Raw genomic sequence first — 25,648 nt, 5'->3', positions numbered from 1 at the left:
CCTTCTTCATGTGAGATGATCAGGCCACCAGCTCGGCGAACAGATCAGCATCGACATTGCCGCCGGAGAGCACGATGACGACATTCTTGCCGGCGACGTCGAGGCGGCCGGCGAGCAGCGCGGCGAGGCCGACGGCGCCGCCGGGCTCGACGACCAGCTTCAGCTCGCGATAGGCGAAGGCGACCGCCGCGCCGACTTCCTTGTCCGAGGCGGTGACGCCGCGCGCCAGTAGCTTGCTGTTGATGGCAAAGGTCATCTCGCCGGGAATCAGGGCCATCAGCGCGTCGCATATGGTGCGGCCTGCCGGCGCATGCGGCTCGCGGTGGCCTGCGGTCAGCGACAGCCCGTGATCGTCGAAGGCCTCGGGCTCGGCCACCACAATCTCGGCGAGCGGAAAGCGCGCCTTCACCGCAGTCGCAACGCCGGCGATCAGGCCGCCGCCGGAGGCCGGCGCGACCACGATGTCCGGCTTAAGGCCGAGCGCTGCCATATCCTCCGCGATTTCGCGGCCGGCAGTGCCCTGCCCGGCGATGACGAAGGGATCGTCATAGGGCCTGACCAGCGTCGCGCCGCGCTTCTCGGCGATACCGCGCGAGATCGCCTCGCGGTCGTCGCGGTCACGGTCATACAGCACGACCTCGGCGCCGTAGGATTTGGTGCGCTCGCGCTTCGACAAGGGCGCGTCTGCCGGCATCACGATGGTCGCGTGCATGTCGAGGATCTTTGCCGCGGCCGCCACGCCCTGGGCGTGGTTGCCGGAGGAGAACGCGACCACGCCGCCGGCGCGCTTGTCCTGCGGAATCGAGGCGACCTTGTTGAAGGCGCCGCGGAACTTGAAGGAGCCGGTGCGCTGGAGCATCTCCGGCTTCAGAAAGACCTTCGCGCCGACGCGCTCGTTGAGCACGGGAAAGGACAACAGCGGGGTGCGGACGGCGAAGGGTGCGATCACGCGCGCTGCGGCATCGATATCGGCTGGGCCGATCGGGAGGAGCTGTTCGGTCATGTCAGATGTTATCGCGGCGGACGAGCCGCGGGCAAGACATCTCCGCGCGAGGATTTCGCCTGGTCAGGCGACGAAGCGTGGCTGATCCGCGCTGTTCCGGCCGGGCAGCACCGCGCCGACCGCCAGAATGCTGTCGACAAAAGCCCGGGCCGAGGCCTCCCAGGTGTAATTGGAGGCGAATTGGACGCAGGCCTGGCGGGAAACGTCGAGCGCTGCCAAGCAGGCATCGCGCAGATCATGATCCAGCGCGCCGACCGGCGCATCGCCTATGACGTCGCGGGGACCCTTCACCGGAAACGCCGCGACCGGCAAGCCGCTTGCCAGCGCCTCGAGCAGGACTAGGCCGAAGGTGTCGGTCTTGCTGGGAAACACGAAGACGTCGGCGGCCGCGTAGATGTCCGCCAGTTCCTCGCCGTGCTTTTCCCCCAGAAAGATCGCATCCGGATATGCCTCCTCCAGCGCGACGCGGGCGGGGCCATCCCCGACGATCACCTTGGTGCCGGGCAGATCGAGGTCGAGGAAGGCTTCGAGATTCTTCTCCACCGCGACGCGACCGACCGAAAGGAACACCGGGGCCGGAAGGCACAGGTCGATCGCACGCGGGTGGAACAAATGGGTGTCGACGCCGCGCGGCCACAGCACGACCTTGGCGAAGCCGCGCTCGGTCAGTTCGCGGGCGAGCGCCGGGGTTGCCGCCATCACCGCTCGGCTGGCGCTGTGGAAGCGCCGCAGCGCGCGCCAGATCAGGGATTCCGGAACCGGCACCCTGGCGCGGACATATTCGGGGAAGCGGGTGTGGAAGCTGGTCGTGAACGGCAGCCTGCGCTGGCGACAGAAGCGGCGGACCATCAGGCCGATCGGCCCCTCCGTCGCAATATGGATGCTGTCGGGCTGGGCCTGTTCGATCAGCTTTGCAATCCGGGCCGGGCGCGGCATCGCGAGCCGCACGTCGCGATAGCTCGGCATCGCGAAGGTGCGGAACGATTGCGGCGTCAGAAACGTGAGCTCGACGCCGAAGCCGTTCGCGGCGTCAGCGAGCTTGGTCAGCGTCCGAACCACACCATTGACTTGCGGGTGCCAGGCGTCGGTCGCGACCAGGATGCGCATCAGGCCGCCCTTGCCGCCACCTGGGGGACTTCCGCCGGCTTTTGCGCGTGATCCGCCCAGGTGATGATCTCGAAATGGCCGTCGTCGTGCTCGACCAGCGCGGTGCAGCTCTCCACCCAGTCGCCGCAGTTCATGTAGCGGATGCCGCCCTCGTCGCGGATCACGGCATAATGGATGTGGCCGCAGATCACGCCGTCGGCGTCGTGGCGGCGCGCCTCGGCGGCGAGCGCCTGCTCGAACGCGCCGATATAATTGACGGCATTCTTGACCTTCTGCTTGGCCCATTGCGACAGCGACCAATAAGGCACTTTGAACATGCGCCGGAAGAAGTTGACGAAGCGGTTCATCTGGATGGCGAAGTCGTAGGCCTTGTCGCCGAGATGGGCGAGCCAGCGCGCGTTCTGCACCACGAGGTCGAAGATGTCGCCGTGGATCACCAGAAACCGCTTGCCGTCGACGCCGGTGTGGACGGTGTTTTCGACCACATCGATGCCGCCGAAATGCGTGCCGTAATAGTTGCGCAGGAACTCGTCGTGATTGCCGGGAATGTAGATGACCTTGGCACCCTTGCGCGCCTTGCGCAAAAGCTTCTGCACCAGGTCGTTATGCGATTGCGGCCAGTGCCAGCTCGATTTCAGCGCCCAGCCGTCGACGATGTCGCCGACGAGATAGATGGTGTCGGCATCGTGGTAGCGCAGGAAATCCAGCAGAAGGTCGGCTTGCGAACCGCGGGCTCCGAGATGAACGTCGGAGATGAACAAGGTGCGAAAGCGCCTTTCAGGGCTCTCGTCACTCATATCGTAACTTCCCATGCGACAGCCTGTAACAATATCCCGTGACAGGGGGATGACCGATCGAAACCTTTGAGGCACCCTCAGATACGAATCAAACTCGCCTCGCCCTCCCTGCGAATATCAGCCGCATGCGACAATCAGGCGACATGCGCCGCAGACGCCCCGCCCAGGATCAGATTCACACTGTAAGTCACGATCGCAGGTGCGCTCCCTCGCCCGCTTGCGGGCAGGGCAATCGCATATGGTATTTTGGGAGGGCTGAACGCACGCCTCGTCCTTCGAGACGACCGCTTCGCGGTCTCCTCAGGATGAGGCTAAGCGGCATCGGTGCCCGTTGAAACTGCTGCCGCACACTCGGTCCTCATCCTGAGGGCCCGCCAACGGCGGGCGTCTCGAAGGATGGCCGCGAGGACCCATATGCGATTGCCCTACCCGCAAGCGGAAGAGGTCGAACTCGCCCGCGTCAGTAAAATTTGTAGAAATGATGGACCGGCCCATGGCCATGACCGACGCTGAAGCGGTCGGCGGCGGCGATCGCGGCGCTGATCCAGGCCTTGGCGTTGCGCACCGCCTGCTCAAGAGTGTCGCCCTTGGCGAGACCTGCCGCGATCGCCGAGGACAGCGAGCAGCCGGTGCCGTGGGTATTTTTGGTCGCGACGCGCGGCGCGGCGAGTGCGATCGTGCTTTCCGCGCTGACGAGATAGTCGATGCTCTCGGCACCCTCGCCGTGGCCGCCCTTGATCAGCACCGCGCGAGCGCCGAGCGCGAGCAGGCGCCGCCCCTGGCGCTCGATCTCGGCTTGGCTACGCGCGACCGGCTCGTCGAGCAGAGCGGCGGCCTCCGGCAGATTCGGCGTGATCACCGAGGCGAGCGGCACCAGCTTGTTGCGCAGGGCCTCGACGGCCTGCGGTGACAGCAGCCGATCGCCGGAGGTTGCGACCATCACCGGATCGAGCACCACATTTCGCGGAGCCCAGCGCGACAGCGCGGTTGCGATCGCATCGATGCTCAAGGCTTGCGCCACCATGCCGATCTTCGCCGCCCCGACATCGAGATCGGCGAACACGGCGTCGATCTGCGCGGTGACGAATTCGGCCGGCACCGCGTGAATGCCGGTGACACCATTGGTGTTCTGCGCCGTCAGCGCCGTGATGGCCGAGGCGCCGTAGACACCGAGCGCGGCAAAGGTCTTCAGGTCAGCCTGAATGCCGGCGCCGCCGCTCGAATCGGAGCCGGCAATGGTGAGCGCCACGGGCGTGGTCATCGCGGGATACGCTTGCTTGAGGGGGACACCGCCATGGCCTGTCCTACCGCGCTCAGGGAGCCCCAGCAAGCCGCACCGGCCGCCATTCGCGGCGCGCAAAACCGGCCCCGGCGAATCAGCCAGTCGCGATCCGGCGCGGCATTGTCGTCCCCGCAGTCGTGCAGAGGTTGCAAAAAATGGCCTTGATCCCGCTGCGGGCCTTGGCGTCCAGATCGATGAGTGACACGTTGGTGCCGGAATCAGTCCAGCGACACCAACGTTGCGGGCCGACCTCGGCCCGCAAGCCTCTCGGAGTGGAATCATGTGGGCCTACTTCGAACGCATCCTCGACTCCTCGATGTTTTCACCGCACGGCATCTGCCTGTTGTGGGAGCCCGAGTTGATCTGGCTCCACGTCGTCTCGGACGCCTGTATCGCGGCTGCCTATTTCTCCATTCCGTTTGCTCTCGCAATTCTCGTCATCAAGCGGCGCGACCTCCAGTTCGGCTGGGTGTACTGGGCGTTCGCGGTATTCATCACGGCGTGCGGCCTGACGCACCTGCTGTCGATCTACACGCTCTGGGTCCCGGCCTATGGCATCGAGGGCATCGTCAAGGCGGTGACGGCGGTGGCGTCGGTCTTCACGGCCGGCGCGCTCTGGCCGCTGCTGCCGAAGATCCTGACGATCCCCTCGCCGTTCCAGCTTCAAAAGGTCCAGGCCGCGCTCGAACAGGAGGAAATCAAGAGCCGCGACGCGACGCTGCTGCTCCAACAGCTCGGAGACGCGCAGCGCGCGATGCGAGAGAGCATGACGCGCCTCACCGCTGTCGTCGAGACCGCGGTCGACGGCGTGATCCTGTTCGATGCGCAAGCCCGCATTCTGCTGTTCAATCCGGCCTGCGAACGGTTGTTCGGCTATCGCGCCGACGAGGTCATGAATCTCGACGTCAGCATGCTGATGTCCAACGAGAGGCCCTCGTCCACAGCTCATGCGCGGCGCTTCGCAACCGGGGAATCCGTCGGCCTGCGCAAGGACGGCTCGACCTTTCCGATGGATCTGTCGGTGGGCCAGGCGTGGCAGGACGGCGATCTGATCTACGTCGGCATCGTCCACGATCTGACCGCGCGCAAGCTGACGGAGCAGCAGCTCCAGCAGGCGCAGAAGATGGAGACGGTCGGCCAGCTCTCGGGCGGCATCGCCCACGACTTCAACAATCTCCTCACCGTCATCATCGGCAACGCCGAGCTTCTCAGCGAAGAGCTCAAGACCCGGCCGGACCTGCGGCAATTTGCCGACGACATCTGCGAGTCCGGCGAACGCGGCGCGGAGCTGACGCAGCGGCTGCTCGCGTTCAGCCGCCGCCAGCTGCTCCGGCCGAAGGCGATCGATTGCCGCGAGCTGCTCGAATCCATGCTCAAGCTGTTCAAGCGCACCTTGCGCGAAAACATCGAGATCAAGACGGCATTCGGACCCGGCACGATCCAGACATTCGCGGACCGCGCCCAGCTTGAATCTGCCTTGCTGAACCTGGTGCTCAACGCGCAGGACGCCATGCCGGCCGGAGGGCATTTGACCCTGAGCACGGAGTTGGCTGCAATCGACGAGCATTATCACGCGCTGCACCCGGAACTCGCATCCGGCAGCTACGCGTTGATCTCCGTCACTGATGACGGCGAAGGCATGACGCCTGACGTCATCGAGCACGCCTTCGAACCATTCTTCACCACCAAGGAAGTCGGCAAGGGCTCGGGGCTCGGGCTGAGCATGGTCTATGGTTTCGCCAAACAGTCCGACGGCCATGTCTCGATCTATAGCGAGCCGGGCCTTGGGACGACGGTCCGGATCTACCTGCCGCGCGCCGGCGCGGGCGAATCGCCGGCCGATACGCCGGACAATGAGGAGGCGGCGCCCCGCGGGCGCGAGACGATCCTGATCACGGAAGACGATCCGTTCGTGCGCTCCTCGGTGACCCAAAGGGTCGAGGCTCTCGGATATCGGGTCGTCGCCGCCGTCAACGGCACGGAGGCCCTGCAGCGGCTGCGCGACGATCCCCGCATCGACATGCTGTTCACCGACATCATCATGCCGGGTGGCATGAGCGGCTGGGAGCTCGCCGAACAGGCCCGGCGGATTCGTCCGGGTCTCCCGGTCCTGTTCACCTCCGGCTACGCACTGGAGACGCTGGTCGAGCAGGGCCGTGTCCAGGCGCGGGCGGTCGTTCTGAGAAAGCCCTATCGCAAGGCCGAGCTGGCGCAGCGGCTCAGGGACGCATTCGCGGCCGCGACCGTGACGCCCTAGCTGTGGTCTGTCAGGAGGTTGTCCATCTGGTCTGAACCGAGGAAGCTGAGGTTGCGAAGCTTCAGTGTTCCGAGGAGAGACCAGATGAACGTCCACAAGAATGCGCCTTTGACGCCCAAAGGTCGAGAGGCGATGGTCCGAAGCGTGGTCGAGGGCGGGCTGACGCAAGCCGCCGCGGCTGACCTGTTCAACATCTCGTCGAAGACGGTTGCCAAATGGGTCAAGCGGTTCCGCGCTGAAGGTGTTGCTGGGTTGCGAGATCGTTCCTCCAAGCCCCATTCATCGCCGAGCCAAACCCCGCCAGCCACGTGTACAGTCGTCGAGGCGTTGCGACGGCAGCGCCACACCGGCAAGCAGATCGCAGCCGAGGTCAAGGTATCACCTGCCACCGTCAGCCGCGTCCTTCGCCGCTTGGGACTCAACCGGATACACGATCTGGAGCCGGCCGAACCGGAACGCCGCTATGAGCGCGAGACCCCAGGCGAGATCATTCACATCGACATCAAAAAGCTCGGACGTTTCGCGCGTATTGGTCATCGCATCACCGGCGATCCGAGTGGTCCGCACAAGAGCCGCGGCGCTGGTTGGGAGTTCGTCCACGTCTGCATCGACGACCATTCCCGCGTCGCCTTCTCCGAGATCAAGCCCGACGAGACGGCCGACAGCGCTGTTCCCTTTCTTAAGGCAGCTGTGGCGTATTACAAAAGCCTCGGCGTCACCGTCACGCGCGTCATGACCGACAATGGCAGCTGCTACCAGTCCTTTGCCTTCCGCGACGCCTGCCGGGACCTGGGCATTAAGCACATCCGTACCAAACCCTACACGCCGCGAACAAACGGAAAAGCCGAGCGCTTCATCCAGACCGCGCTTCGGGAATGGGCTTACGCCAAAGCCTACCCAACATCAGATCGGCGCGCTCAAGAGCTGCCGATCTGGCTGCATCAATACAACTGGCACCGTCCCCATGGTGGTATAGACTCACAAATCCCGATCAGCCGACTTGGTTTGACCAGGAACAACCTTTTGAGGCTCCACACCTAGCGCAGGACTGGTATCTGCGCGCAAACTGGTATCTGCGCGCAAAACGCCTGCTGCTGCCTGCAGCCGCAAGTCCGCTTGCTATATTCGGCCGGGTTTGGCCTATTAGCCGCCAGATATGCCTTCGGAGTGACTGCAATGGTTCCCTTTTTCGTCCAGATCAAATGCAAGCTCGGCCAGTCCTACACGGTGGCCAACGCGCTCGCCGAAGCCGAGATCGCCTCCGAGATCTACTCCACGGCCGGCCAGTACGATCTTCTGGTGAAGTTCTACGTCGACAACGACACCGACATCGGCCACTTCGTCAACGAGAAGGTGCAGGTGCTGCCGGGCATCCAGGACACCCTCACCATCATCACCTTCAAGGCGTTCGGCGCGAGCTAGCCGCCGCCCTCTTTGCGCTTGGGCGGCGTCGGCCCGTCGACCGGCGGCAGCGACTTCAAATAAGCGGCCATCGCGGCGCGATCCTCAGGTCTGAGTTGCGCCAGATTCTTGATCACCGGCCGCATCGCGCCGGAGGCGCTGTCGCCCTCGGGCATGTCGCCGGTTTCGAGGAAATCGGCGATGTCGTTCTCGCTCCAGCTACCTATGCCCTTCTGCGTGATGTTCGGCACCCAGCCCTCGCCTTCCGGATTGGGACCGCCGGCGAACCGCTGCGAGGTGATGACGCCCCCGAGAAAATTGCGCGGGCTGTGGCATTCGGCGCAATGGCCAAAGCCGTTGACGAGATAGGCGCCCCGATTCCATTGCGCGGAGCGCGTTGCATCCGGCGCGAACGGCCTGACATCCATGAACAGCAATTTCAGGATGCCGACGTTGCGGCGGATGTTGAAGGGAAACGGCAGATCGTGGTCGCGCACCCGGCCCGACACGGCCGGCAGCGTCTTCAGATACGCGAAGAGATCGCGGACGTCGTCGATCCTCGCCAGGTGGTAAGAGGTGTAGGGAAACGCCGGAAAATAATGCGTGCCCGCCGGCGAAACGCCGCGCATCACGGCGTTGACGAAATCAGCCTCGCTCCAGCGGCCGATGCCGTCGGTGGGATCGGAGGAGATGTTCGGCGCATAGAACGTCCCGAACGGTGAGCCGAGCGCCAGGCCGCCACCGAGCCGCAGGCGGTCGGGCTGGTTGGGCACGGCATGGCAGGACGAGCAGCCGCCGACATTGAACAGCTCCTGGCCGTTGGCGAGATCGGGCTCGCGCGTTGGTGCCGGCAATGCCAGCGCGGTCGGCGCGGTCAACCACCAATAGACGGCGAAGGCCGCGACGGCGGCGATCAGGATGACAGAAATAATTCGTCGCGGCATCGAGAATCCCATCGCGCTCGAACTTACGGATCATCCGGTGTCCGCTCCAGCCACGAATAATTTAGATGGTTTGATCGGAATCCGGGAATAAAGTCCGAACTGCACTGTTTGCAAATCGACAGCAATCAGATGTCAACAGGGAGAGACCCATGAACAAAGTCCTTTTTGCCACGCTGGCACTCGGAGCCGCCGTCGCATTCGCCGCCCCGGCCAGCGCGGAGAAACTGAAGGCGACGCTTGACGGCAAGTCCGAAGTCCCGGCGACCACCAGCAGCGGCACCGGCACGGCCGATCTCGACTATGACGCCGCCAGCAAGAAGCTCTCCTGGAAGGTGACCTATTCCGGCCTGTCCGGCCCCGCCACCGCCGCCCATTTCCACGGCCCCGCCGAGCCCGGCAAGAATGCCGGCGTCGCGGTCCCGATCCCGGGCATCGCATCGAGCCCGGCCGAAGGCTCGGCCACGCTGACCGACGCGCAGGCCTCCGATCTGTTGGGCGGCAAGCTTTACGTCAACATTCACACGGCGGCGAACCCGGGCGGCGAGATCCGCGGTCAGGTGACGAAGTAAGCCAACGCTGCTTCGTCAGACGGCTGCCTCGTCGACAAAAGGCCGGACGCGCGGAGGGCGCGTCCGGCCTTTTCGAGTCAGAGCATCGCGCTTTGGCAACCAGGCCTAAGCCGCACTCAGCGCCTGCGTGAGGTCCGCGATCAGGTCTGACGGGTTCTCGATGCCGATCGAGAGCCGGATCGTGGAATCCAGGACGCCGATTTTTTGGCGGATGTCGGCCGGGACGCCGGAATGGGTCATCGTCGCGGGCAGGCTCGCCAGCGACTCCGTTCCGCCGAGGCTCACCGCCAGCTTGAAGATCTGCAGCGCGTTGAGAAATTTCATCGCCGCCGCCTTGCCGCCGACGATGTCGAACGAGAATGTGGATCCCGCGCCGAGGCATTGCCGCGCGAATACGCGTCCGGCCGCTGAACCCTCTTCGTGGTGGCCGAGGTAATGGACCTTGGCGACCTTGGAATGGTCGCGCAAATAGTCCGCCACGAGGCGCGCGTTGCCGTCGGCCTTCTCCATGCGCAGGCTCAAGGTCTCGAGCGAGCGGTTGATCATCCAGCATGTGTGCGGATCGAGCTGGGTGCCGATGGCGCCGCGGAGCGCCTTGATGCCCTTCATGATCGCCTTCGCGCCGAGCGCGGCGCCTGCGATCAGGTCGGAATGACCGCCGACATATTTGGTCAGCGAGTACAGCGAAACGTCCGCGCCCTGCTCGATCGGCCGCTGAAACACCGGTCCGAGCAACGTGTTGTCGCAGGCGATGATCGGCGTATGTCCCTGGGCCTTGCCGATCGTGTCGGCAATGCAGCGGATCATCGCGATGTCGACCAGGCCGTTGGTCGGATTGGCCGGGGTTTCGATGAGGACCATCGCGACCCGTCCCTTGCGCATGGCCTCCTCCGCGGCCTGCCTGACCGCCGCTTCGTCGACGCCATCGGCAAAGCCGACGGCGCCGATCGAGAGACGCGAGAGCGTGTTCGTCAGCAGGGTTTCCGTCCCGCCATAGAGCGGCTGGGAGTGCAGAATGACGTCGCCGGGGCGGACGAACGCGAGGATCGTGGTCGCGATCGCCGACATGCCGGACGAGAACAGCGCACAGCTCTCGGTGCGCTCATAGACCGCGAGCTTGTCCTCGACGATTTCACTGTTGGGGTGGTTGAAGCGCGAATAGACCAGGCCAGCGCCCATGCCTTCCGGCGGCTCGCGCCGGCCGGCGACGTAGTCGAAAAAATCCTGCCCGTCCTCGGCCGTCTTGAACACGAAGGTCGATGTCAGAAACACCGGCGGCTTGATGGCGCCTTCCGACAATTGCGGATCGTAGCCATAGGTCAGCATCAGCGTTTCCGGATGCAGCAGATGGTTGCCGATATGGGTTTTCGACGGGAACGGTTTTGCCATGGCCTGTCTCGCTGTTGACTAGGATCCTCGCCGCGCGTCGGAACTCCAGACCTCGTGAGGCATCGACGCAGCGACCGCGCGAGCAAACATAACCACTCCGACGGCGATCCGTCAGGCCATGCGAGCAGAATTTGCCAACGCGGTCAGACCAGCATGATTCCCGTAGCCCGGATGGAGCGCAGCGCAATCCGGGACAGCTATCGAGCTCGACAGCTCACCCGGATTTCGCTTTCGCTCCATCCGGGCTACGAACGCCCAACGCCTATTTCAGCTTGACCCGATAGGTCTCGTGGCAGTCGTTGCAGCGATCGTTGATGCTGGTGTAGGCGGCCTTCAGGCTCGCGACATCGGTGATCTTGCCCTTGACCTCGGCGATCGCCTTCTGCACCGGCGGGATCTTGGAATCGAAATCGGCCTTGTTCTGCCAGACCTTCGGCGATGCACCGTAGGTCGCGTTCACCACGTCCTGCTTGGGATTGACCTCGAAGGTCTTGGAAATCTTGGCAACGTCGGCTTCGAGACTGGCAATCGCCTCGTCGACGGCCTTCTGGTTGTAGGGAATGTCGCCCTTGGTCATCTTGAGGATTACGCTGTAGAGGCTCTTGGCCTGCGAGCGCATCAGATTGTCCTGTTGAACCGCGACCTGCTGCTGTGCCATCACGGCGCCGGCGCCCAACAGCAGGATCGTCGCGACAATCATCGTCCGTTTCATTCTTTGTTCTCCGGATCGCAGATTTTGGGACAGACGATCCACCCGGTTCACGGGTGTCCGTCCGTCCAGATTAGAACCCCGCGCGCGAGGTTTATTCCCGCGCGGGCAGATTGGGGATTGTCAGAGGCTGTGGCGGCGATGGTGCTCGTTGATCGCGATCCACACCCGCTCCGGCGTCGCCGGCATGTCGATGTGATCGATCTTGTATTCGCGCCACAGGGCGTCGACGATGGCGTTGACGACGGCCGGACAGGAGCCGATCGCACCGGCCTCGCCGGCGCCCTTCACGCCCATCGGATTGGTCTTGCAGGGGACGTTGGCGGTCTCGAACACGAAGGCGGGACCATCAGCTGCACGCGGCAGGGCATAGTCCATATATGTCGCGGTGATGAGCTGCCCGTCACCCGCGCCATAGACCACCTGCTCCATCAGCGCCTGGCCGATGCCCTGCATGGCGCCGCCATGCACCTGGCCGGCCAGCAGCAGCGGATTGAGCGTCATGCCGAAATCGTCGACGATCACGTAGTTGACGATCTTGATGATGCCGGTGGCCGGATCGATCTCGACTTCCGCTACATGGGTGCCGTTGGGATAGGTGCCGTCGGCGCTGGCAAAGGTCGCGCTGCCGTTCAGCTTTGAGGGATCGGCGCCCGGGCGCTTGGCCAAATCGGCAAACGAGATGGAGCGGTCGGTGCCGGCGATACGGATCACGCCATCGGTGATTTCAAGATCGCCGATACTGGCTTCCAGGGCCTGCGCGGCGAACTCCTTCAGCTTGTTGCCGAGTTCGCTCGATGCGCGCTCGACGCAGACACCGCCAGTCGGAATCGAAGCCGAGCCGCCGGTACCGAGACCGGTCGCGATCTCACCGGTGTCGCCCTGGCGGACATGCACGCGCTCGGGCGGGAGGCCGAACTGCTCGGCGACGATCTGCGCATAGGCGGTCTGGTGGCCCTGCCCGCTCGACTGTGTGCCGATCAGGACGGTAACGTCGCCATTGGGATCGAGCCGCACATTGGCGGTCTCTTCGCCCATCACGCCGCAGACCTCGACATAGCTTGCAAGGCCAATGCCGCGGATCAGGCCCTGCTTTTTGGCGAGCTTGGCGCGCTTGCCAAACTCCTTCCACTCGGCGATCTCCATCGCGCGCTTGAGATGCGCGGCGAAGTCGCCGGAATCATAGACCTTGCCGGTGGCGGTCTTGTACGGCAGCGCCTTGGGCGGAATGAAATTCTTGCGGCGGACGGCGTCCACCGTCATGTCGAGTTTTCGCGCGCAGGCGTCGACCAGGCGTTCGATGACATAGGCGGCCTCGGGCCGGCCCGCGCCGCGATAGGCATCGACCGGCACGCTGTTGGTGAAGATGGTGCGCACCCGGCAGTGGAACGCCTGGATATCATAGAGGCCCGGCAGCATGCCGGCGCCGCCATGCGGAATGTAGGGCCCGAAGGTCGAGAGATACGCGCCCATGTCGCCCATCAGGTCGCAATCCATGGCGAGGAACTTGCCGTCTTCAGTCAGCGCCATCTTCGCGGTGGTGACGTTGTCACGGCCCTGCGCATCGCCCATGAAATGCTCGGAGCGATCGGCCGCCCATTTCACCGCCTTCTTCAGTTTTCGCGCGGCGACCGCCAACAGCGCATATTCGCGGTACGGAAACAGTTTTGTGCCGAAACCGCCGCCGACATCAGGGCAGATCACCCGCATCTTCTCGGTCGGGATATTGAGCACGTTCTGGCAAAGGATGTCGCGCAGGCGATGGCTGCCCTGGCTGCCGACCGTCAGCGTCAGATGATCGGCCTTCGGGTCGTATTCGCAGACCGCCGCGCGCGTCTCCATGAAGCTTGCGACCACGCGCGGATTGACGATGGAGATTTCGGCCACCGCATGCGCCTTGGCGAATGCGGCTTCGGTCGCCTTCTTGTCACCGATCGAGACGTCGAACAGCACATTGCCGGGCTTGTCCGGCCAGACCTGCGGCGCCCCCTTCTTGATGGCGTTGACGACGCCGGTCACCGCCGGCAGCGGCGTCCACTTGACCTCGATCGCCTCGATCGCGTCGCGGGCCTGGTCGATGGTCTCGGCGACCACGAAGGCGACGGCATCGCCGACATGGCGCACCTCGTCCTTGGCAAGGATCGGATAAGGCGGTCCGGTGAACGGATCCGTCTCGAGGTTGAACAGGCAAGGCAGATTGCCGAGCTCCTTGACGTCATCCGCAGTCAGGACCAGCGCGACGCCGGGAAGGGTGCGGGCGCGGCTGGCATCGATGCTGTATTTGGCATGCGCATGCGGCGAGCGCAGCACCAGGCAGCGCAGAGCGGCCTGCGGCGCGTAGTCGTCGGTATAGCGGCCCTTGCCGCGGATGAGCGCGTCATCCTCCTTGCGCAACACGCTTTGGCCAACGCCGAATTTGATGGGAGCCGCCATTTTCTCTTCCCGTTCTCATGGTTGTTTTGCCGGCATATTGCCGTGGAAAAACAGGCAAGGCAAACGGCTTTAGAGAGGCGGGTGATTGCAGGCAAGGGAACGCGCCGCGCCCCGGTCGCCACCGGACTATCGCATATGGCAACCGGTGACTGTAGAACGAACTCGCCTGCATGGTTCGAGACCCGCTTGGGCGGGCTCCTCACCATGAGGGTCTAATATCTCGCCGCAAACACGACCTCATCCTGAGGGGCCCGCCATAGGCGGGCGTCTCGAGATGGGCCGCGAAGAAGCAGTCAGCCAAGCTCCTCAACACCTACATCCCTCCACGGCTCCATAGATGGATTGCGCTATTTCTCAACGTATCGATAGCCCGGTCCGGCGTGATGTAGTCGATCTCGCCACGCGTCAGGCCGATATCCATCAATTGCCTGTCACTCAGATCCTGCAAGGTGACGTCTGGGCCCCGCCGCGAGCGCCGGTCCTGAAACGCGCGCCAGTAATGCTTGATCAGGCTCAATATGCTCCTCGGCAGTGCGATGTCGGAGCGCAGCGCCGTGGCATCGCGCTCGGTCGCGGGTGCGATGTTCGTCTGTTGGGGTGGCATCGGATGCTCCTGCTGCTGTGCCGGCAAGGAGCATGGCCAAACAAAAGGCCCCGTCCGATGCCGGCGGGGCCTGGTGGAAGAGATGTTGTCGTCGAATTCCTAGCGCACGACTCCTTCCACGGCCCGGCCGAAGCGGGTCATGTGAATGCAGTTGAGTTTGCGCATTGATTTGAACATAGGCCGCCAATAGCACGGCAATCGCGCAAAATCAAGAGATGTATGGATTGAAGCTACATCCTGGAGGCGAGCACTTCGCTCCCGCGCATTTGAAGCTCGCCTAGCCGCGCACCAGCGAGACTAGCCAGCTGCGGCCGAACAGCGCGAGAATCGCGAGCGCGTAAACGATCGTGCCCCCGAACGCCAGCAGGACCAATATCACTTCATCCCGGAAGTGCATCGAGCCGAGAGAAGAACCGCCGAAGCGCGTGATCAGCCAGAAGCTCGCGGCCAGGATGATGCCGGTCAGCAAAAATTTGGCGAGCGACAACAGCCAGCCGCGGTCCAGCACGAGAAAGCCTCGGCGCACGGCGAAGAACAGCACCAGCAGCAGATTGGTCCAGACGCCGATCGCGGTCGCCAGCGCCAGGCCGATCTGGGCCAGCGAGCCCATCAGGGCAATTTTCAGGGCGACATTGACGGCGATGCCGGTCAGCGAGGCCCGGACGGGCGTCGCGGTGTCCTTGCGTGCATAGAAAGTCGCGACCGCGCTGCGGATCAGCACGAACGGAATGAGGCCGATCGCATACGCCGCGAGCGTCGCACCGGCAGCGGCCGCATCGGCCTTCGAGAATGCGCCACGGGCGAACAGCGCGCGCATGATCTCGTCGGGCACGGTGAGGAAGGCGGCGACGAAGGGGATCGAGAACAGCAATGTGAAGTCGAACGCACGGCGCTGCGCCTTCATCGCGCCGTCTTGGTCATTGGCCGTGATCCGCCGCGACATCTCCGGCAGCAGCACGGTGCCGATGGCGATGCCGATGACGCCGATCGGGAGCTGATTGAGCCGGTCGGCATAATACAGCGCCGACAGCGCGCCCGCCGGCAGGAAGGTCGCGATGATGGTGTCGGCGAACAGCGCGAGCTGCGTGCCCATCGAGCCCAGCGTCGCAGGCCCAAGCGCCCTGAAGAAGCCGCGAACGTCTTCGTCGAGCTTGAGCGGCGCAAAACGCGGCAGGCCACCATGGCGCGCGAGATCGCCCGCAAGCAGAAAATATTGCAGGAAGCCGGAGATGAGGACGCCCCAGGCCGCGGCATGACCTGCGGTCGGAAACCAGGCGGCGAGCGCCAGCGTCATCATCATCGCCACGTTGAGGAAGATCGACGCGGCGGCAGCGCTGGCGAAGCGCTGCATCACGTTGAGCATGCCGCCATAGAGCGTCACCAGCGTGATCAGCAAAAGATACGGGAAGGTGATCCGGGTCAGCTCGATCGCGAGCTTGCGCTGCTCGGCATCTTCGCTGAAGCCGGGCGCAAGTAAGCTCATGGCCTGCGGCATGAACAGCCAGGCAACGATCAGCAGCACGACTTGCGAGGCCAGCAGCAGCGTGAAGATGCGATCGGCGAACAGGCGCGCTGATGCCTCCCCGCGCTCGCCATGAACGTGGGCGTAGGCCGGCACCCAGGCGGCGTTGAACGCGCCTTCGGCGAAGATCGCACGAAAATGATTGGGCAGCCGCAGCGCCACGAAAAAGGCGTCGGCCACGGGGCCTGCGCCCAGGATCGCCGCGAGCATGATGTCGCGGGCAAATCCCGTCAGCCGCGACAGCAGCGTATATCCGCCAACCGTGAAGATACGTCCGAGCATGCGTCTGCTTTAGAGACTTATCGAACAGAGGTCGATTGCATCTTGCGATGCGCATGGCTGTGCCCTCTCCCCTTGTGGGAGAGGGCAGCGCCGCGAGTAGACACAAACTCATTGGGGTGAGGGGTCTCTCTCCGCGCATTCCGTGCGGACAGAGACCCCTCACCCGTCTCGCCGCTATCGCGGCGAGCCACCCTCTCCCACAAGTGGAGAGGGGAAGAACGGCCAGATCAGCCCGTGATCGCGCCGCGCACGGCGGCGATGATTCGCTCCTGATCGGCTTCGGTCAGATAGGGGTGCATTGGCAGGCTGATGACGTCCTGCGACAGGCTTTCGCAAGCAGGCAGCCCGCCTTCGGCGACCGGGTACTGCTTGTAGGCCGTCTGCTGATGCATCGACTTGCCGTAATAGATCGCGGTCGGCACGCCCTGAGCCTTCAGCGCGGCGGCAAAGCCATCGCGGTCGGTACCCCTGGGCAGGCGGATGGTGTACTGCGCCCAGACCGAGGTGTTGCCTGAGCTGAGGCGCGGCACGGTGACCACGTTGGACAGTCCCCGCGCATAACGCTCCGCGACCCTGTTGCGGGCGGCGATCTCGTCGTCGAAGATCTTCAGCTTCTCGATCAGGATTGCGGCCTGCATCGTATCGAGCCGGCCGGTCAGGCCGAGGCGGACGTTATCGTATTTGTCGACGCCCTGCCCGTGCACGCGGATGCTGCGCAGCGTCGCCGCGAGCTCGTCGTCATCGGTCAGAATCGCGCCGCCGTCGCCGAAGCAGCCGAGCGGCTTTGCCGGGAAGAAGCTGGTGGTGGTGGCGAGCCCGAAGGTGCCGAGCTTGCGACCCTTGTAGCTCGCGCCAAAACTCTGCGCGGCGTCGTCGATCACGAACAGGCCTTCGGCCTTGGCGATCTCGGCGATGGCATCGTGGTCGGCCGGCTGGCCGAACAGATCGACCGGAATCACCGCCACGGGCGTCAGGCCGGCCTTGCGCGCGGCCGCAATGCCGCGCTTGAGCGATTCCGGGCTCATGTTGAAGGTCGTCTCATCGACGTCGACATAGACCGGCGTGGCGCCAGTCCGCGCCGCCGGCGACGCGGTCGCAATGAAGGTGAAGGAGGGACACAGCACGGCATCGCCGGGCCCGACATTCTTCGCCATCAGCACCATCAGAAGCGCATCGGTGCCGCTGGAGCAGGCCACGACGTGCTTGGCGCCGCAATATGCCGCAAGCTGCTTCTCGAGCTCGAAGACCTCGGGTCCATTGACGAACTGGCAATGATCCATCACGCGCTTGACTGCGGCATCAAGCTCCGCGCCGAGCCGGACGCGCTGCGAGCCGACGTCGATGAAGGGAATGGGTTCGGAACGCAGATGCTGGTTCATGGCGCCTTGTCGATTTTCTTGCGGGTTTGAAGCAATCGGCATGGAGGAGGATCAGCCGGCGACGCGGCGCGGGCCCTTGCGGGCCGCCGACGAATTGGCCGCGGGCCGCGCCGGTGTTTCGAGGCACTGCGTCGCGATCTCGAGGCTGGCGACACCCTCGTCTCCGGTCACCGCCGGGATCTCGCCATGGCGCACGGCCTTGAGGAACGCGATCAGCTCGGCGCGCAGCGGCTCGTCGTGCCCGACCGGCAGATGCCGCATCGAATAGCTGCCGTCCGGCTTGAAGCCGAAGCATTCGGTGACCTGGCGCGTGAGAAGATCGCCCATCACGTATTTGCCGCGGGTCGCCACCGTGACGCTACGCGCCTTGAACGGTGTCAGCCAGTTGGTGTTGATATGGGCGAGCACGCCGGAAGCCGTGCGGAACTGCAACAGCGCGATGTCCTCGCGCTCGGCCACCGCGCTGGACAATTGCGGCTGCACCTCGACGATGTCGGATTCGGTGAACCAGCGGATCAGGTCGATGTCGTGCACGGCGAGATCGATGACGACGCCGACATTGGACATGCGCGGCGGGAACGGACCCACGCGCGTGATCGCGATCGAGAGAATGTCCTCGCCCGCGATCGCCTGCTTGACCGCGGCGACCGCCGGATTGAACCGCTCGACATGGCCGACCATCAACGTGACGCCGGCCTTTTGGGCGGCGGCGACGATCTCGCGGCCCTCGGCCACGGTGGAGGCGATCGGCTTCTCGACCAGCACGTGGATGTTCCTGGCGATGCAGGCGAGTGCGACCTCGTGATGCAGATGAGTTGGCGCCGCGATGGTGACGGCATCGACGCCTTCGGCGATGAGCTGGTCGAGCGTCTCAAAACCCCGGCAGTTGGCGAGCTCCGCGGTGCGCGCCAGATGCGCCGGCGACGGATCGACCACACCGACGAGGCTGACGCCGGGAAGCCCCGCGAGCACGCGCGCGTGGTTGCTGCCCATCACGCCCGCGCCAATGACACCGACTCGCAAGCCGGCTTTTGCCGGTGCAGACACTTTGGAACTCATCTGATCGAACCCCGATTCACCGCAAATCCCCGGGCCGCTTCTAGCACGGTCGCCACATTTGTGGCGAATGCCGGCCGAACCGACAGGACACGATTTGATTCAAAAAATTACACGTTCCCCGGGCCTTAGCGCCAAAAGGCAGCGCCTCCTGGCCCGGATCGCGTGATTCGGAGTTGGCTGGTTACGACCTTTGATAGTCGTCTTCAATCCGGATGATGTCGTCTTCCCCGAGATAGGAGCCGGTCTGGACCTCGATCAATTCCAGCATGATTTTACCGGGGTTCTCCATCCGATGCACCGCGCCCATCGGGATGTAGATCGACTCGTTCTCGTGCACCGTCTTGACGGTCTCGTTGACGGTGACACGGGCCGCGCCGCGGACCACGATCCAGTGCTCGGCGCGATGATGATGCTTCTGCAGCGACAGCCGCCCGCCCGGCTTGACTACGATGCGCTTGACCTGGTGGCGCTCGCCGTTGTCGACGGACTGATAGCTGCCCCAGGGCCGATGCACCTTGAGGTGCTCCTCGGTGACCTTCGGCGCGATTGTCTTGAGCCTGGTCACCAGCCGCTTCAGGCCGTTGGCATCCTTCTGGCGCGAGACCAGCACCGCATCGGCGGTCGCCACCACGATGAGATCGTCGACGCCTTCGAGCGCTACCAGCGCGGAATCGCTGGTGACGTTGCAGTTGCGCGAATCCTCGAACACCGCAGTGCCGTGCGCGGCGTTGCCGTGCCCGTCCTTGTCCGACAATTCCCACACCGCGTGCCAGGAGCCGACGTCGGACCAGCCGCAGGACACCGGCACCACTGCTGCGCGCGATGTCTTTTCCATCACCGCATAGTCGATCGAGATCGCCTTCGCCGCGCCAAACGCCTGCGGCTCCAGCGTCACGAAGCCGAGATCGCGGCCGGCATTGGTGACCGCATCGGAGATCGCCTGCACGCTCGCCGCATCCACTTTGCGATATTCATCGAGCAGCAGGGTCGCGGGAAACATGAAGTTGCCGCTGTTCCAGAGATAGCCCGAATTGACGTAGTCGGCGGCCTTCACCGCATCGGGCTTCTCGACGAAGCGCGCGACCGCGTGCACTTCGCCCGAGATCAATTCGCCCGGGCTGATATAGCCGTATTCGGTCGCCGGCCGCTCCGGCTTGACGCCGAAGGTGACGATGCGCTCGGCCTTGGCCGCAACAAGGCCTTCGCGGCAGGCGGCGACGAAGGCGGCATTGTCCTGCACCACGTGGTCGGCGGCGAGCGCGAGCACGATCGCGTCCTTGGCGCGGTTCTGCGCGAACACCGCGCCCGCGGCAATCGCCGGCCCGGAGTCACGCCGCATCGGCTCGAGGATCACGTCGGCCTCGATGCCGATCTCGGCCAGCTGCTCCAGCACCATGAAGCGATAGGCCGCATTGGTGATGACGATCGGACGATCGAATAGCGAGGGATCGGAGACGCGCGAGAGCGTGTCCTGAAAGGTCGAGCGCGTGCCGAACAGCGGCAGGAATTGCTTGGGGCGTACCTCGCGCGAAGCCGGCCACAGCCGCGTGCCGGCACCGCCGCACATGATCAGGGGGATGATGCGTTTGTCCATCGTCATTTCAAACCTTGAAATAGTCGCGATACCAGGTGACAAAATTATGAATCCCGTGCGCGATCGGCGTTGACGGTGCAAAGCCGGTGTCGCGCATCAGATCCTCGACATCCGCGAACGTTTCCAGGACATCTCCCGGCTGCATCGGCAGCAATTCTTTGACCGCCGTCCGACCCAGCTCGTGTTCCAGAAGTCCGACGACATGCATCAGCTCTTCCGGATGGTGATTACCGATATTATAGAGCTTAGACGGCGCATTTGCGGCAGCCGGGTCATCCGCGGGCACCAGATCAATCAGTTTGGATACCACGCGGGTGACGTCGCCAATATAGGTGAAGTCGCGACGCATTTTGCCATGGTTAAAGAGCCGGATCGGCTTGCCCGCGATGATGGCGTTCACGAACAGAAACATGGCCATGTCGGGCCGGCCCCACGGGCCGTAGATGGTAAAGAAGCGCAGCCCCGTGACCGGCAGCCGATACAGATGGCTGTAGGACTGCGCCATCACCTCGTTCGCCTTCTTGGTCGCAGCGTAGAAGCTGACCGGATGATCTGTGCGGTCCTGCACGGCAAATGGCAGCTTGGCGTTGGCGCCATAAACCGAGGACGACGAGGCGTAAACGAGATGACGGCAGCCGTTGTTGCGGCAGCCCTCGAGCACGTTGAGAAAGCCCTGGAGATTGGACTCGACGTAGGTCTGCGGCTGCTCGATCGAGTAGCGCACGCCGGCCTGCGCGGCGAGATGCACGACCTCTGAAAATCCATGCCGCGCGAACAGCGCCGCGATGGTCTCGCGATCGGCGAGATCGGCCTTGACGAACGAAAACCGGGAATCGGCACGCAGCAGTTCCAGGCGGGCCTGTTTCAGCGCCGGATCGTAATAGCTGTTGAGATTATCGAGCCCGACGACGGCCCGGCCTTCGGCGAGCAGTTGCCGGGCGACGTGAAAGCCGATGAAGCCCGCGGCTCCCGTGACCAAAATCGCCTGATCCGTCATCCTGTTCCCAACAGCCGCCTCAGCCTGTACCGCCTGTTTACCCGCCGCATCGCGGGGGCCGCAATAGCTCCGCTGCAGTTCGCTTGGCTCCCCTTCACGACAGCTATTGCAAGATCGGCGCCAAAACCATACCAAAGCGGCCGAATTCGACGCCTCGCGTCGGGTTGCCTCAAATCTTCGCAAACCCTGTTCATGCGGGCGAGATGCGCCGAATCCTGTTGTCGACGGCCAAGATCCTGATTTCCGCGGCGCTGCTGTACCTGGCGTTGCGCAAGGTCGATCTGACCGAACTGTTTTCGCGCTTCACCGCGAACAGCCTGTTCTGGATTGCGATGGCGATCGCGGTCACATTCCTGCAAATCTTCGTCGGCGTGCTGCGCTGGCGCGAGATCAGCTCCGCATGCGGCGCGCCGCTCGAGCTCGGCCGCGCGATGCGCTACAACGTGATCGGCGCATTCTTCAACCAGACCCTGCCGTCGGCAATCGGCGGCGACGCGGTCCGGCTGTGGCTGGTTGCGCGCGCCGGCGCGGGATGGCGCGCGGCGACCTATTCGATCTTCGTCGACCGCGCGATCGGCCTGATCGCGCTCGCCATCATCATTGTCGCGAGCCTGCCCTGGAGTTACGCCCTCATCACCGATCCGAATGGGCGTTCGGCGCTGCTGCTCCTCGACCTTGCGGCGCTCGCGGGCGGCCTCGGCTTCCTGGTGTTCGGCGCGCTGAAATGGCCATGGCTGAAAACCTGGTGGGCGACCCATCACCTCCACGCCTGCGCGGTGATCGCGAACCGTGTGATCTTCAACGCCCAGCGCGGACCGATCATCGCGATCCTGTCGCTGGCCATTCACGTGCTGGCCGTCGTCATCGCCTGGTGCGTGGTGCAGTCTATCGCCGCTCCAGTCAGCTTCGGCCAGGTCTTCCTGCTGGTGCCGCCGGTCATGCTGATCACCCTGATGCCGATCTCGATCGCCGGCTGGGGCGTGCGTGAGGCCACCATGGGCCTGGCCTTCGGCTTCGCGGGACTCGCCGCCACCGAAGGCGTCAACGTCTCGCTGCTGTTCGGCGCGGTCTTCTTCATCGTCGGCGCGTTCGGCGGCCTGGTCTGGATCCTCAGCGCGGAGAAAGCCGCGCAAGGATCGGCCCCGCTCGGGGTGCCGGAGTGAGCACCCTCGCCGTCGTGCCGTCGCTGCTTGCCCTTGCGATCGCCGCGCTGATTTCGGCGCTCATCACCTGGACCAGCCGCCCCCTGCTCCAGCGCTACGCGCTGGCGCGGCCCAACGCGCGATCCTCGCATCGCATTCCGACCCCGCAAGGCGCGGGCATCGCGGTGATCTCGGCGACTCTGCTGGTCGCATCGGCCTGGGGTAGTTTCGCAGATGTTGCGATCCCGCCGGCACTGGTGGGCGCGACGGTCGCGATCGCGCTGGTCGGATTTGCCGACGACATCAAGTCGCTTCCGGTGCTGGTGCGGCTCGTGCTGCAAGCCGCAGCGGTCGGCACCGTCGTGTTCACCGCGCCAGAGACCGCGCGCATCGTGCCGGCATTGCCGCTTGCGCTGGAGCGCGGCGTGATCCTGCTCGCCGGAATATGGTTCGTGAACCTCGTGAACTTCATGGACGGGCTCGACCTGATGACGGTGGCCGAAGTGGTGCCGGTCACGGCGGCGCTGCTGCTGCTGGGATGGCTCGGCGAATTGTCCCGGCCGGCCGCGCTGGTCGCCGCGGCGCTGTGCGGCGCCATGCTCGGCTTTGCGCCTTTCAACAAGCCGGCCGCAAAGGTTTTCCTGGGCGATGTCGGCAGCCTGCCGATCGGGCTTCTGCTCGGCTGGTGCCTGCTCGAGCTTGCCTGGCATCGGCAGCCGGCGGCGGCGCTGCTGCTGCCAGCCTACTACCTCGTCGATTCCACCGTCACGCTGGTCCGTCGCATCGCAAGGCGCGAACCATTCTGGTCAGCGCACCGTTCGCATTTCTACCAGCGCGCCACCGACAACGGCTTCACGGTCCCCCGCGTGATCGGCGCGGTGTTCGCGCTCAATGTCGTGCTCGCGGGCCTTGCCATTGCCACCGTACGCGCCGGCTCATTGGCGATCACGCTGGTTGCGCTGCTGGCAGGCGCGTTTGCGATCGGCTACGTGCTGATGCGATTCTCCCGCCCTCAGGCGTCCTGAGCCGACAGAGCGAGCCGCAAGCCCTCATCGAGGGAGACCTGCGGCTGCCATCCGGTTGCGAGAGCCTTGGAAACGTTGAGCTCGAGCGAACCGATCAGGCTGTCATGCATCTCCTGCCGGCCGATCGCGCAGAGAAGCCGGCTCAACAGCTCCGGCGACACGCCGAACAGCCGCGAGCTCCTACCGGATGCCTTGGCGAGACGCTCAATGAATTCGGGGGTCGAGACCTGCTCTCCGTCGGCCACCAGAAATATCTCGAAATTGCTCGTGGAATCGGGGTGGGAGAGCCGGCGCAGCATGAAGGACGAGAGATTCTGCACGGCCAGGAAGGCGCGGTGGTTGCGGATTGCGGCGAAGGGCAGCGGCAGTCCAAGGTCCACCGCGCGCGTCAGCAGCGCAAAATTGCCTCTGGCGCCCGCGCCGTAGACCAGCGGCGGCCTGATCACCGAGATCTTCATGTCGCTGTCGCGCGCGAGCGTCCGCAGTCCGGCCTCGGCTGCGGCCTTGGACATGCCGTAGAGACCGCGCGGCGTGAGGATGTCGTCCTCGCTGAACGGGGCGCGGCCCTCATTGCTGCGGCCATGCACGAGAACCGTGCTGATGAAGATGAACTGGCGCGCGCCGGCCGCGGCGGCGCCGCGCGCCAAATGCAGCGTGCCGGCGATGTTGACGTTGCGATAGAGCTGGACCGCATGCTCCTCGTACTTGTGATGCACGCGCGCGGCGAGATGGACCACGGCATCGACGCCGTCGAGCGCGGCCTGCCAATCGGTGTCGGGGCCGATCGTCTCGATCACGACCTCGTCGGCGAGGCCTTCCGGGTTGCGGACCGCGCGGCGGACCGACCATCCCGCACGCATCAGCGCAGGCACAACGTGACGGCCGAGAAAGCCGCTCGCTCCCGTCACCAGCACGACCGGCTTGTTCTCGCTCATCGTTGCTCCCTGAGGTCCGGGTTGCGCAGCAGTTCGTCTGCCAGCGCGGCATAGGCGTTCATCGCGACGGCGCGATCGAACTTCGATGCCGCCTTCACGGCACGCTCCGCAATGCCGGTGTTGTCGGAACGGGACGCGGCACGGATGGCCTCGGCGAGCTGATCGGCGCGGCCCGGCGTCACGACCCAACCCAGCCGGTTCTCCACGACCGTCAAGGCAGCTTCGGCCTGCGGCTCGGAGACCAGCACGACCGGACGCCCGACCGCCAGCAGATTATAGAAACGGCTCGGCACCGACACCCCCGCGACGTCTTTCCGGTACGGAATGATCCAGAGATTGGCCGCAGCCAGAAACCGCTCGAGCTCGGAATCCTCGACCCGCGCCACGAAGGAAACGTTGGGCAGGCTCAAAGCCGCCTGCAACTGCTTCAGCCGCTCGAAGCCGATGCCCCAGCCGGAGAGCAGGAAGTGAATATCCGGCTCGTCCTTGAGCAAGCGCGCCGCCTCGAACACGATCCCCGGATCATGGGTGAAGCCGAGATTGCCCGACAGGCCGACAATGAAGCGGGCCGCGAGCGACTTGCGGAACGGATTGTCCGGCGTCACCGGCCGCGGCGCCGGCACGAGCGTCGCCCAGTTCGGGATGAAGCGGATCTTGTTCCGGGTCATGCCGGAATAGCTCAGCAGCGGCCGCTCGGCATCGCGGCCGATCGTGATGACGGCGTTGAGGGCGCGGAACATCAGGCCGTTGGCGGCGCGCATCGTCCTCGCCACGATCGAACCGGGCTTCAGCAGCCCGGCCATCACCAGCACGTCCGGAAAAAGATCGTGCATGATCAGCGCCGAGCGCGCGCCCCTGAGCCTTGCCGCCGCCGCCACCGCGTAAGGCAGCATGAACGGCGCGGTGACGGTGAGCGCGACGTCACCTCGCCGAAGCTCCCGCATCAGCGCAAAGAAGGTGCGCAGCACGAACAGCAGTTCGGACAGACCGCGTTGCACCAGTGCCGCCTTCTCCGCCATCCGGTTCCTGACAGCAACGACGCGCGGCTTGCCCGGACCGGTCTGCGAAACCGGCAGCGTGCCGGGTGAGCCCGACAGCACGACCACGTCGTGGTCGGCAGCGAGGCGGCAGGCGATCTCGGCCATGATCGCCGCGGTCGTGCTCGGATCCGGCGGGTAATGCTGGCTCGCGACCACGATCTTGCCTCGAGACTGCATG

The 25,648-nt window shown here is 64.6% G+C and carries 22 protein-coding genes; 6 read left to right on the top strand and 16 right to left on the bottom strand.

The genetic code is table 11. The features are described from left to right. Positions 1-19: 19 nt before the first annotated feature. The 4 genes from AC0L2O_RS19795 to thiD all read right to left on the bottom strand — a co-directional run bounded on the left by AC0L2O_RS19795 (position 20) and on the right by thiD (position 4,168). On the bottom strand, positions 20-1,003 hold the full coding sequence (locus tag AC0L2O_RS19795; RefSeq protein ID WP_473370878.1) for a threonine/serine dehydratase: 984 nt from the start codon (positions 1,001-1,003) through the stop codon (positions 20-22). Between the two features lie 63 nt (positions 1,004-1,066). Then, positions 1,067-2,110: a glycosyltransferase family 4 protein gene (locus AC0L2O_RS19790; RefSeq protein ID WP_473370877.1), complete on the bottom strand. Its 1,044-nt coding sequence runs from the start codon at positions 2,108-2,110 to the stop codon at positions 1,067-1,069. Next, entirely contained in the window at positions 2,110-2,922 is an 813-nt protein-coding gene (locus tag AC0L2O_RS19785) for a UDP-2,3-diacylglucosamine diphosphatase (RefSeq protein ID WP_369722614.1), read from the bottom strand. Before AC0L2O_RS19785 ends, AC0L2O_RS19790 begins: the two co-directional genes overlap by 1 nt. A gap of 445 nt (positions 2,923-3,367) precedes the next feature. Continuing rightward, positions 3,368-4,168, bottom strand: a complete 801-nt coding sequence (thiD, locus tag AC0L2O_RS19780; protein WP_473370876.1) for a bifunctional hydroxymethylpyrimidine kinase/phosphomethylpyrimidine kinase — start codon at positions 4,166-4,168, stop codon at positions 3,368-3,370. 301 nt (positions 4,169-4,469) lie between these two features. Between thiD and AC0L2O_RS19775 the strand changes: the two genes are divergently transcribed. From AC0L2O_RS19775 to AC0L2O_RS19765, 3 genes are all read left to right on the top strand, one after another. Next, positions 4,470-6,446 (top strand): ATP-binding protein, encoded by a 1,977-nt coding sequence (locus tag AC0L2O_RS19775; protein WP_473370875.1) that lies wholly within the window; start codon positions 4,470-4,472, stop codon positions 6,444-6,446. Positions 6,447-6,530: 84 nt separating this feature from the next. Beyond that, positions 6,531-7,487: an IS481 family transposase gene (locus AC0L2O_RS19770; protein ID WP_473370874.1), complete on the top strand. Its 957-nt coding sequence runs from the start codon at positions 6,531-6,533 to the stop codon at positions 7,485-7,487. A gap of 135 nt (positions 7,488-7,622) precedes the next feature. Then, on the top strand, positions 7,623-7,868 hold the full coding sequence (locus AC0L2O_RS19765; protein WP_106951518.1) for an Lrp/AsnC ligand binding domain-containing protein: 246 nt from the start codon (positions 7,623-7,625) through the stop codon (positions 7,866-7,868). On the opposite strand, the gene AC0L2O_RS19760 is transcribed toward AC0L2O_RS19765, so the two are convergent. Next, positions 7,865-8,791: a c-type cytochrome gene (locus AC0L2O_RS19760; protein WP_473370873.1), complete on the bottom strand. Its 927-nt coding sequence runs from the start codon at positions 8,789-8,791 to the stop codon at positions 7,865-7,867. The genes AC0L2O_RS19765 and AC0L2O_RS19760 overlap by 4 nt on opposite strands. Before the next feature lie 149 nt (positions 8,792-8,940). Between AC0L2O_RS19760 and AC0L2O_RS19755 the strand changes: the two genes are divergently transcribed. Further along, positions 8,941-9,360: a CHRD domain-containing protein gene (locus AC0L2O_RS19755; protein ID WP_369722610.1), complete on the top strand. Its 420-nt coding sequence runs from the start codon at positions 8,941-8,943 to the stop codon at positions 9,358-9,360. A gap of 105 nt (positions 9,361-9,465) precedes the next feature. On the opposite strand, the gene AC0L2O_RS19750 is transcribed toward AC0L2O_RS19755, so the two are convergent. The 9 genes from AC0L2O_RS19750 to AC0L2O_RS19710 all read right to left on the bottom strand — a co-directional run bounded on the left by AC0L2O_RS19750 (position 9,466) and on the right by AC0L2O_RS19710 (position 21,328). After that, positions 9,466-10,749, bottom strand: a complete 1,284-nt coding sequence (locus tag AC0L2O_RS19750) for a cystathionine gamma-synthase family protein (RefSeq protein ID WP_473370872.1) — start codon at positions 10,747-10,749, stop codon at positions 9,466-9,468. Positions 10,750-11,011: 262 nt separating this feature from the next. Then, on the bottom strand, positions 11,012-11,461 hold the full coding sequence (locus AC0L2O_RS19745) for a cytochrome c (RefSeq protein WP_473370871.1): 450 nt from the start codon (positions 11,459-11,461) through the stop codon (positions 11,012-11,014). Positions 11,462-11,581: 120 nt separating this feature from the next. Continuing rightward, complete coding sequence (locus tag AC0L2O_RS19740; RefSeq protein WP_473370870.1) at positions 11,582-13,891, bottom strand: xanthine dehydrogenase family protein molybdopterin-binding subunit; 2,310 nt, start codon at positions 13,889-13,891, stop codon at positions 11,582-11,584. A 313-nt stretch (positions 13,892-14,204) separates the two neighbouring features. Beyond that, on the bottom strand, positions 14,205-14,495 hold the full coding sequence (locus AC0L2O_RS19735; protein WP_473370869.1) for a DUF1127 domain-containing protein: 291 nt from the start codon (positions 14,493-14,495) through the stop codon (positions 14,205-14,207). A 277-nt stretch (positions 14,496-14,772) separates the two neighbouring features. Then, entirely contained in the window at positions 14,773-16,299 is a 1,527-nt protein-coding gene (gene murJ / locus AC0L2O_RS19730; protein ID WP_473370868.1) for a murein biosynthesis integral membrane protein MurJ, read from the bottom strand. A 227-nt stretch (positions 16,300-16,526) separates the two neighbouring features. After that, positions 16,527-17,678, bottom strand: a complete 1,152-nt coding sequence (locus AC0L2O_RS19725; protein ID WP_473370867.1) for a DegT/DnrJ/EryC1/StrS family aminotransferase — start codon at positions 17,676-17,678, stop codon at positions 16,527-16,529. Positions 17,679-17,729: 51 nt separating this feature from the next. Beyond that, positions 17,730-18,737 (bottom strand): Gfo/Idh/MocA family oxidoreductase, encoded by a 1,008-nt coding sequence (locus tag AC0L2O_RS19720; RefSeq protein ID WP_409188034.1) that lies wholly within the window; start codon positions 18,735-18,737, stop codon positions 17,730-17,732. A 181-nt stretch (positions 18,738-18,918) separates the two neighbouring features. Next, a complete protein-coding gene (locus tag AC0L2O_RS19715) occupies positions 18,919-20,331 on the bottom strand; it encodes a mannose-1-phosphate guanylyltransferase/mannose-6-phosphate isomerase (protein ID WP_473370866.1) in 1,413 nt (470 codons plus the stop codon). 7 nt (positions 20,332-20,338) lie between these two features. Then, on the bottom strand, positions 20,339-21,328 hold the full coding sequence (locus AC0L2O_RS19710) for an SDR family NAD(P)-dependent oxidoreductase (RefSeq protein WP_473370865.1): 990 nt from the start codon (positions 21,326-21,328) through the stop codon (positions 20,339-20,341). A 203-nt stretch (positions 21,329-21,531) separates the two neighbouring features. Here AC0L2O_RS19710 and AC0L2O_RS19705 point away from each other — a divergent pair, with 203 nt between their 5' ends. Beyond that, positions 21,532-22,491, top strand: coding sequence for a lysylphosphatidylglycerol synthase transmembrane domain-containing protein (locus AC0L2O_RS19705; RefSeq protein ID WP_369722600.1), 960 nt, complete (start codon positions 21,532-21,534; stop codon positions 22,489-22,491). Further along, positions 22,488-23,495 (top strand): MraY family glycosyltransferase, encoded by a 1,008-nt coding sequence (locus AC0L2O_RS19700; protein WP_369722599.1) that lies wholly within the window; start codon positions 22,488-22,490, stop codon positions 23,493-23,495. Before AC0L2O_RS19705 ends, AC0L2O_RS19700 begins: the two co-directional genes overlap by 4 nt. On the opposite strand, the gene AC0L2O_RS19695 is transcribed toward AC0L2O_RS19700, so the two are convergent. Further along, complete coding sequence (locus AC0L2O_RS19695) at positions 23,483-24,430, bottom strand: NAD-dependent epimerase/dehydratase family protein (RefSeq protein ID WP_369726712.1); 948 nt, start codon at positions 24,428-24,430, stop codon at positions 23,483-23,485. The two genes, AC0L2O_RS19700 and AC0L2O_RS19695, sit on opposite strands and share 13 nt — an antisense overlap. Beyond that, positions 24,427-25,647 (bottom strand): glycosyltransferase family 4 protein, encoded by a 1,221-nt coding sequence (locus AC0L2O_RS19690; RefSeq protein ID WP_473370864.1) that lies wholly within the window; start codon positions 25,645-25,647, stop codon positions 24,427-24,429. Before AC0L2O_RS19690 ends, AC0L2O_RS19695 begins: the two co-directional genes overlap by 4 nt. Position 25,648: the final 1 nt, after the last annotated feature.

It is taken from the genome of Bradyrhizobium sp. Kon10, from assembly GCF_055807395.1.
This window is presented reverse-complemented; position numbering and strand designations above follow the sequence as displayed.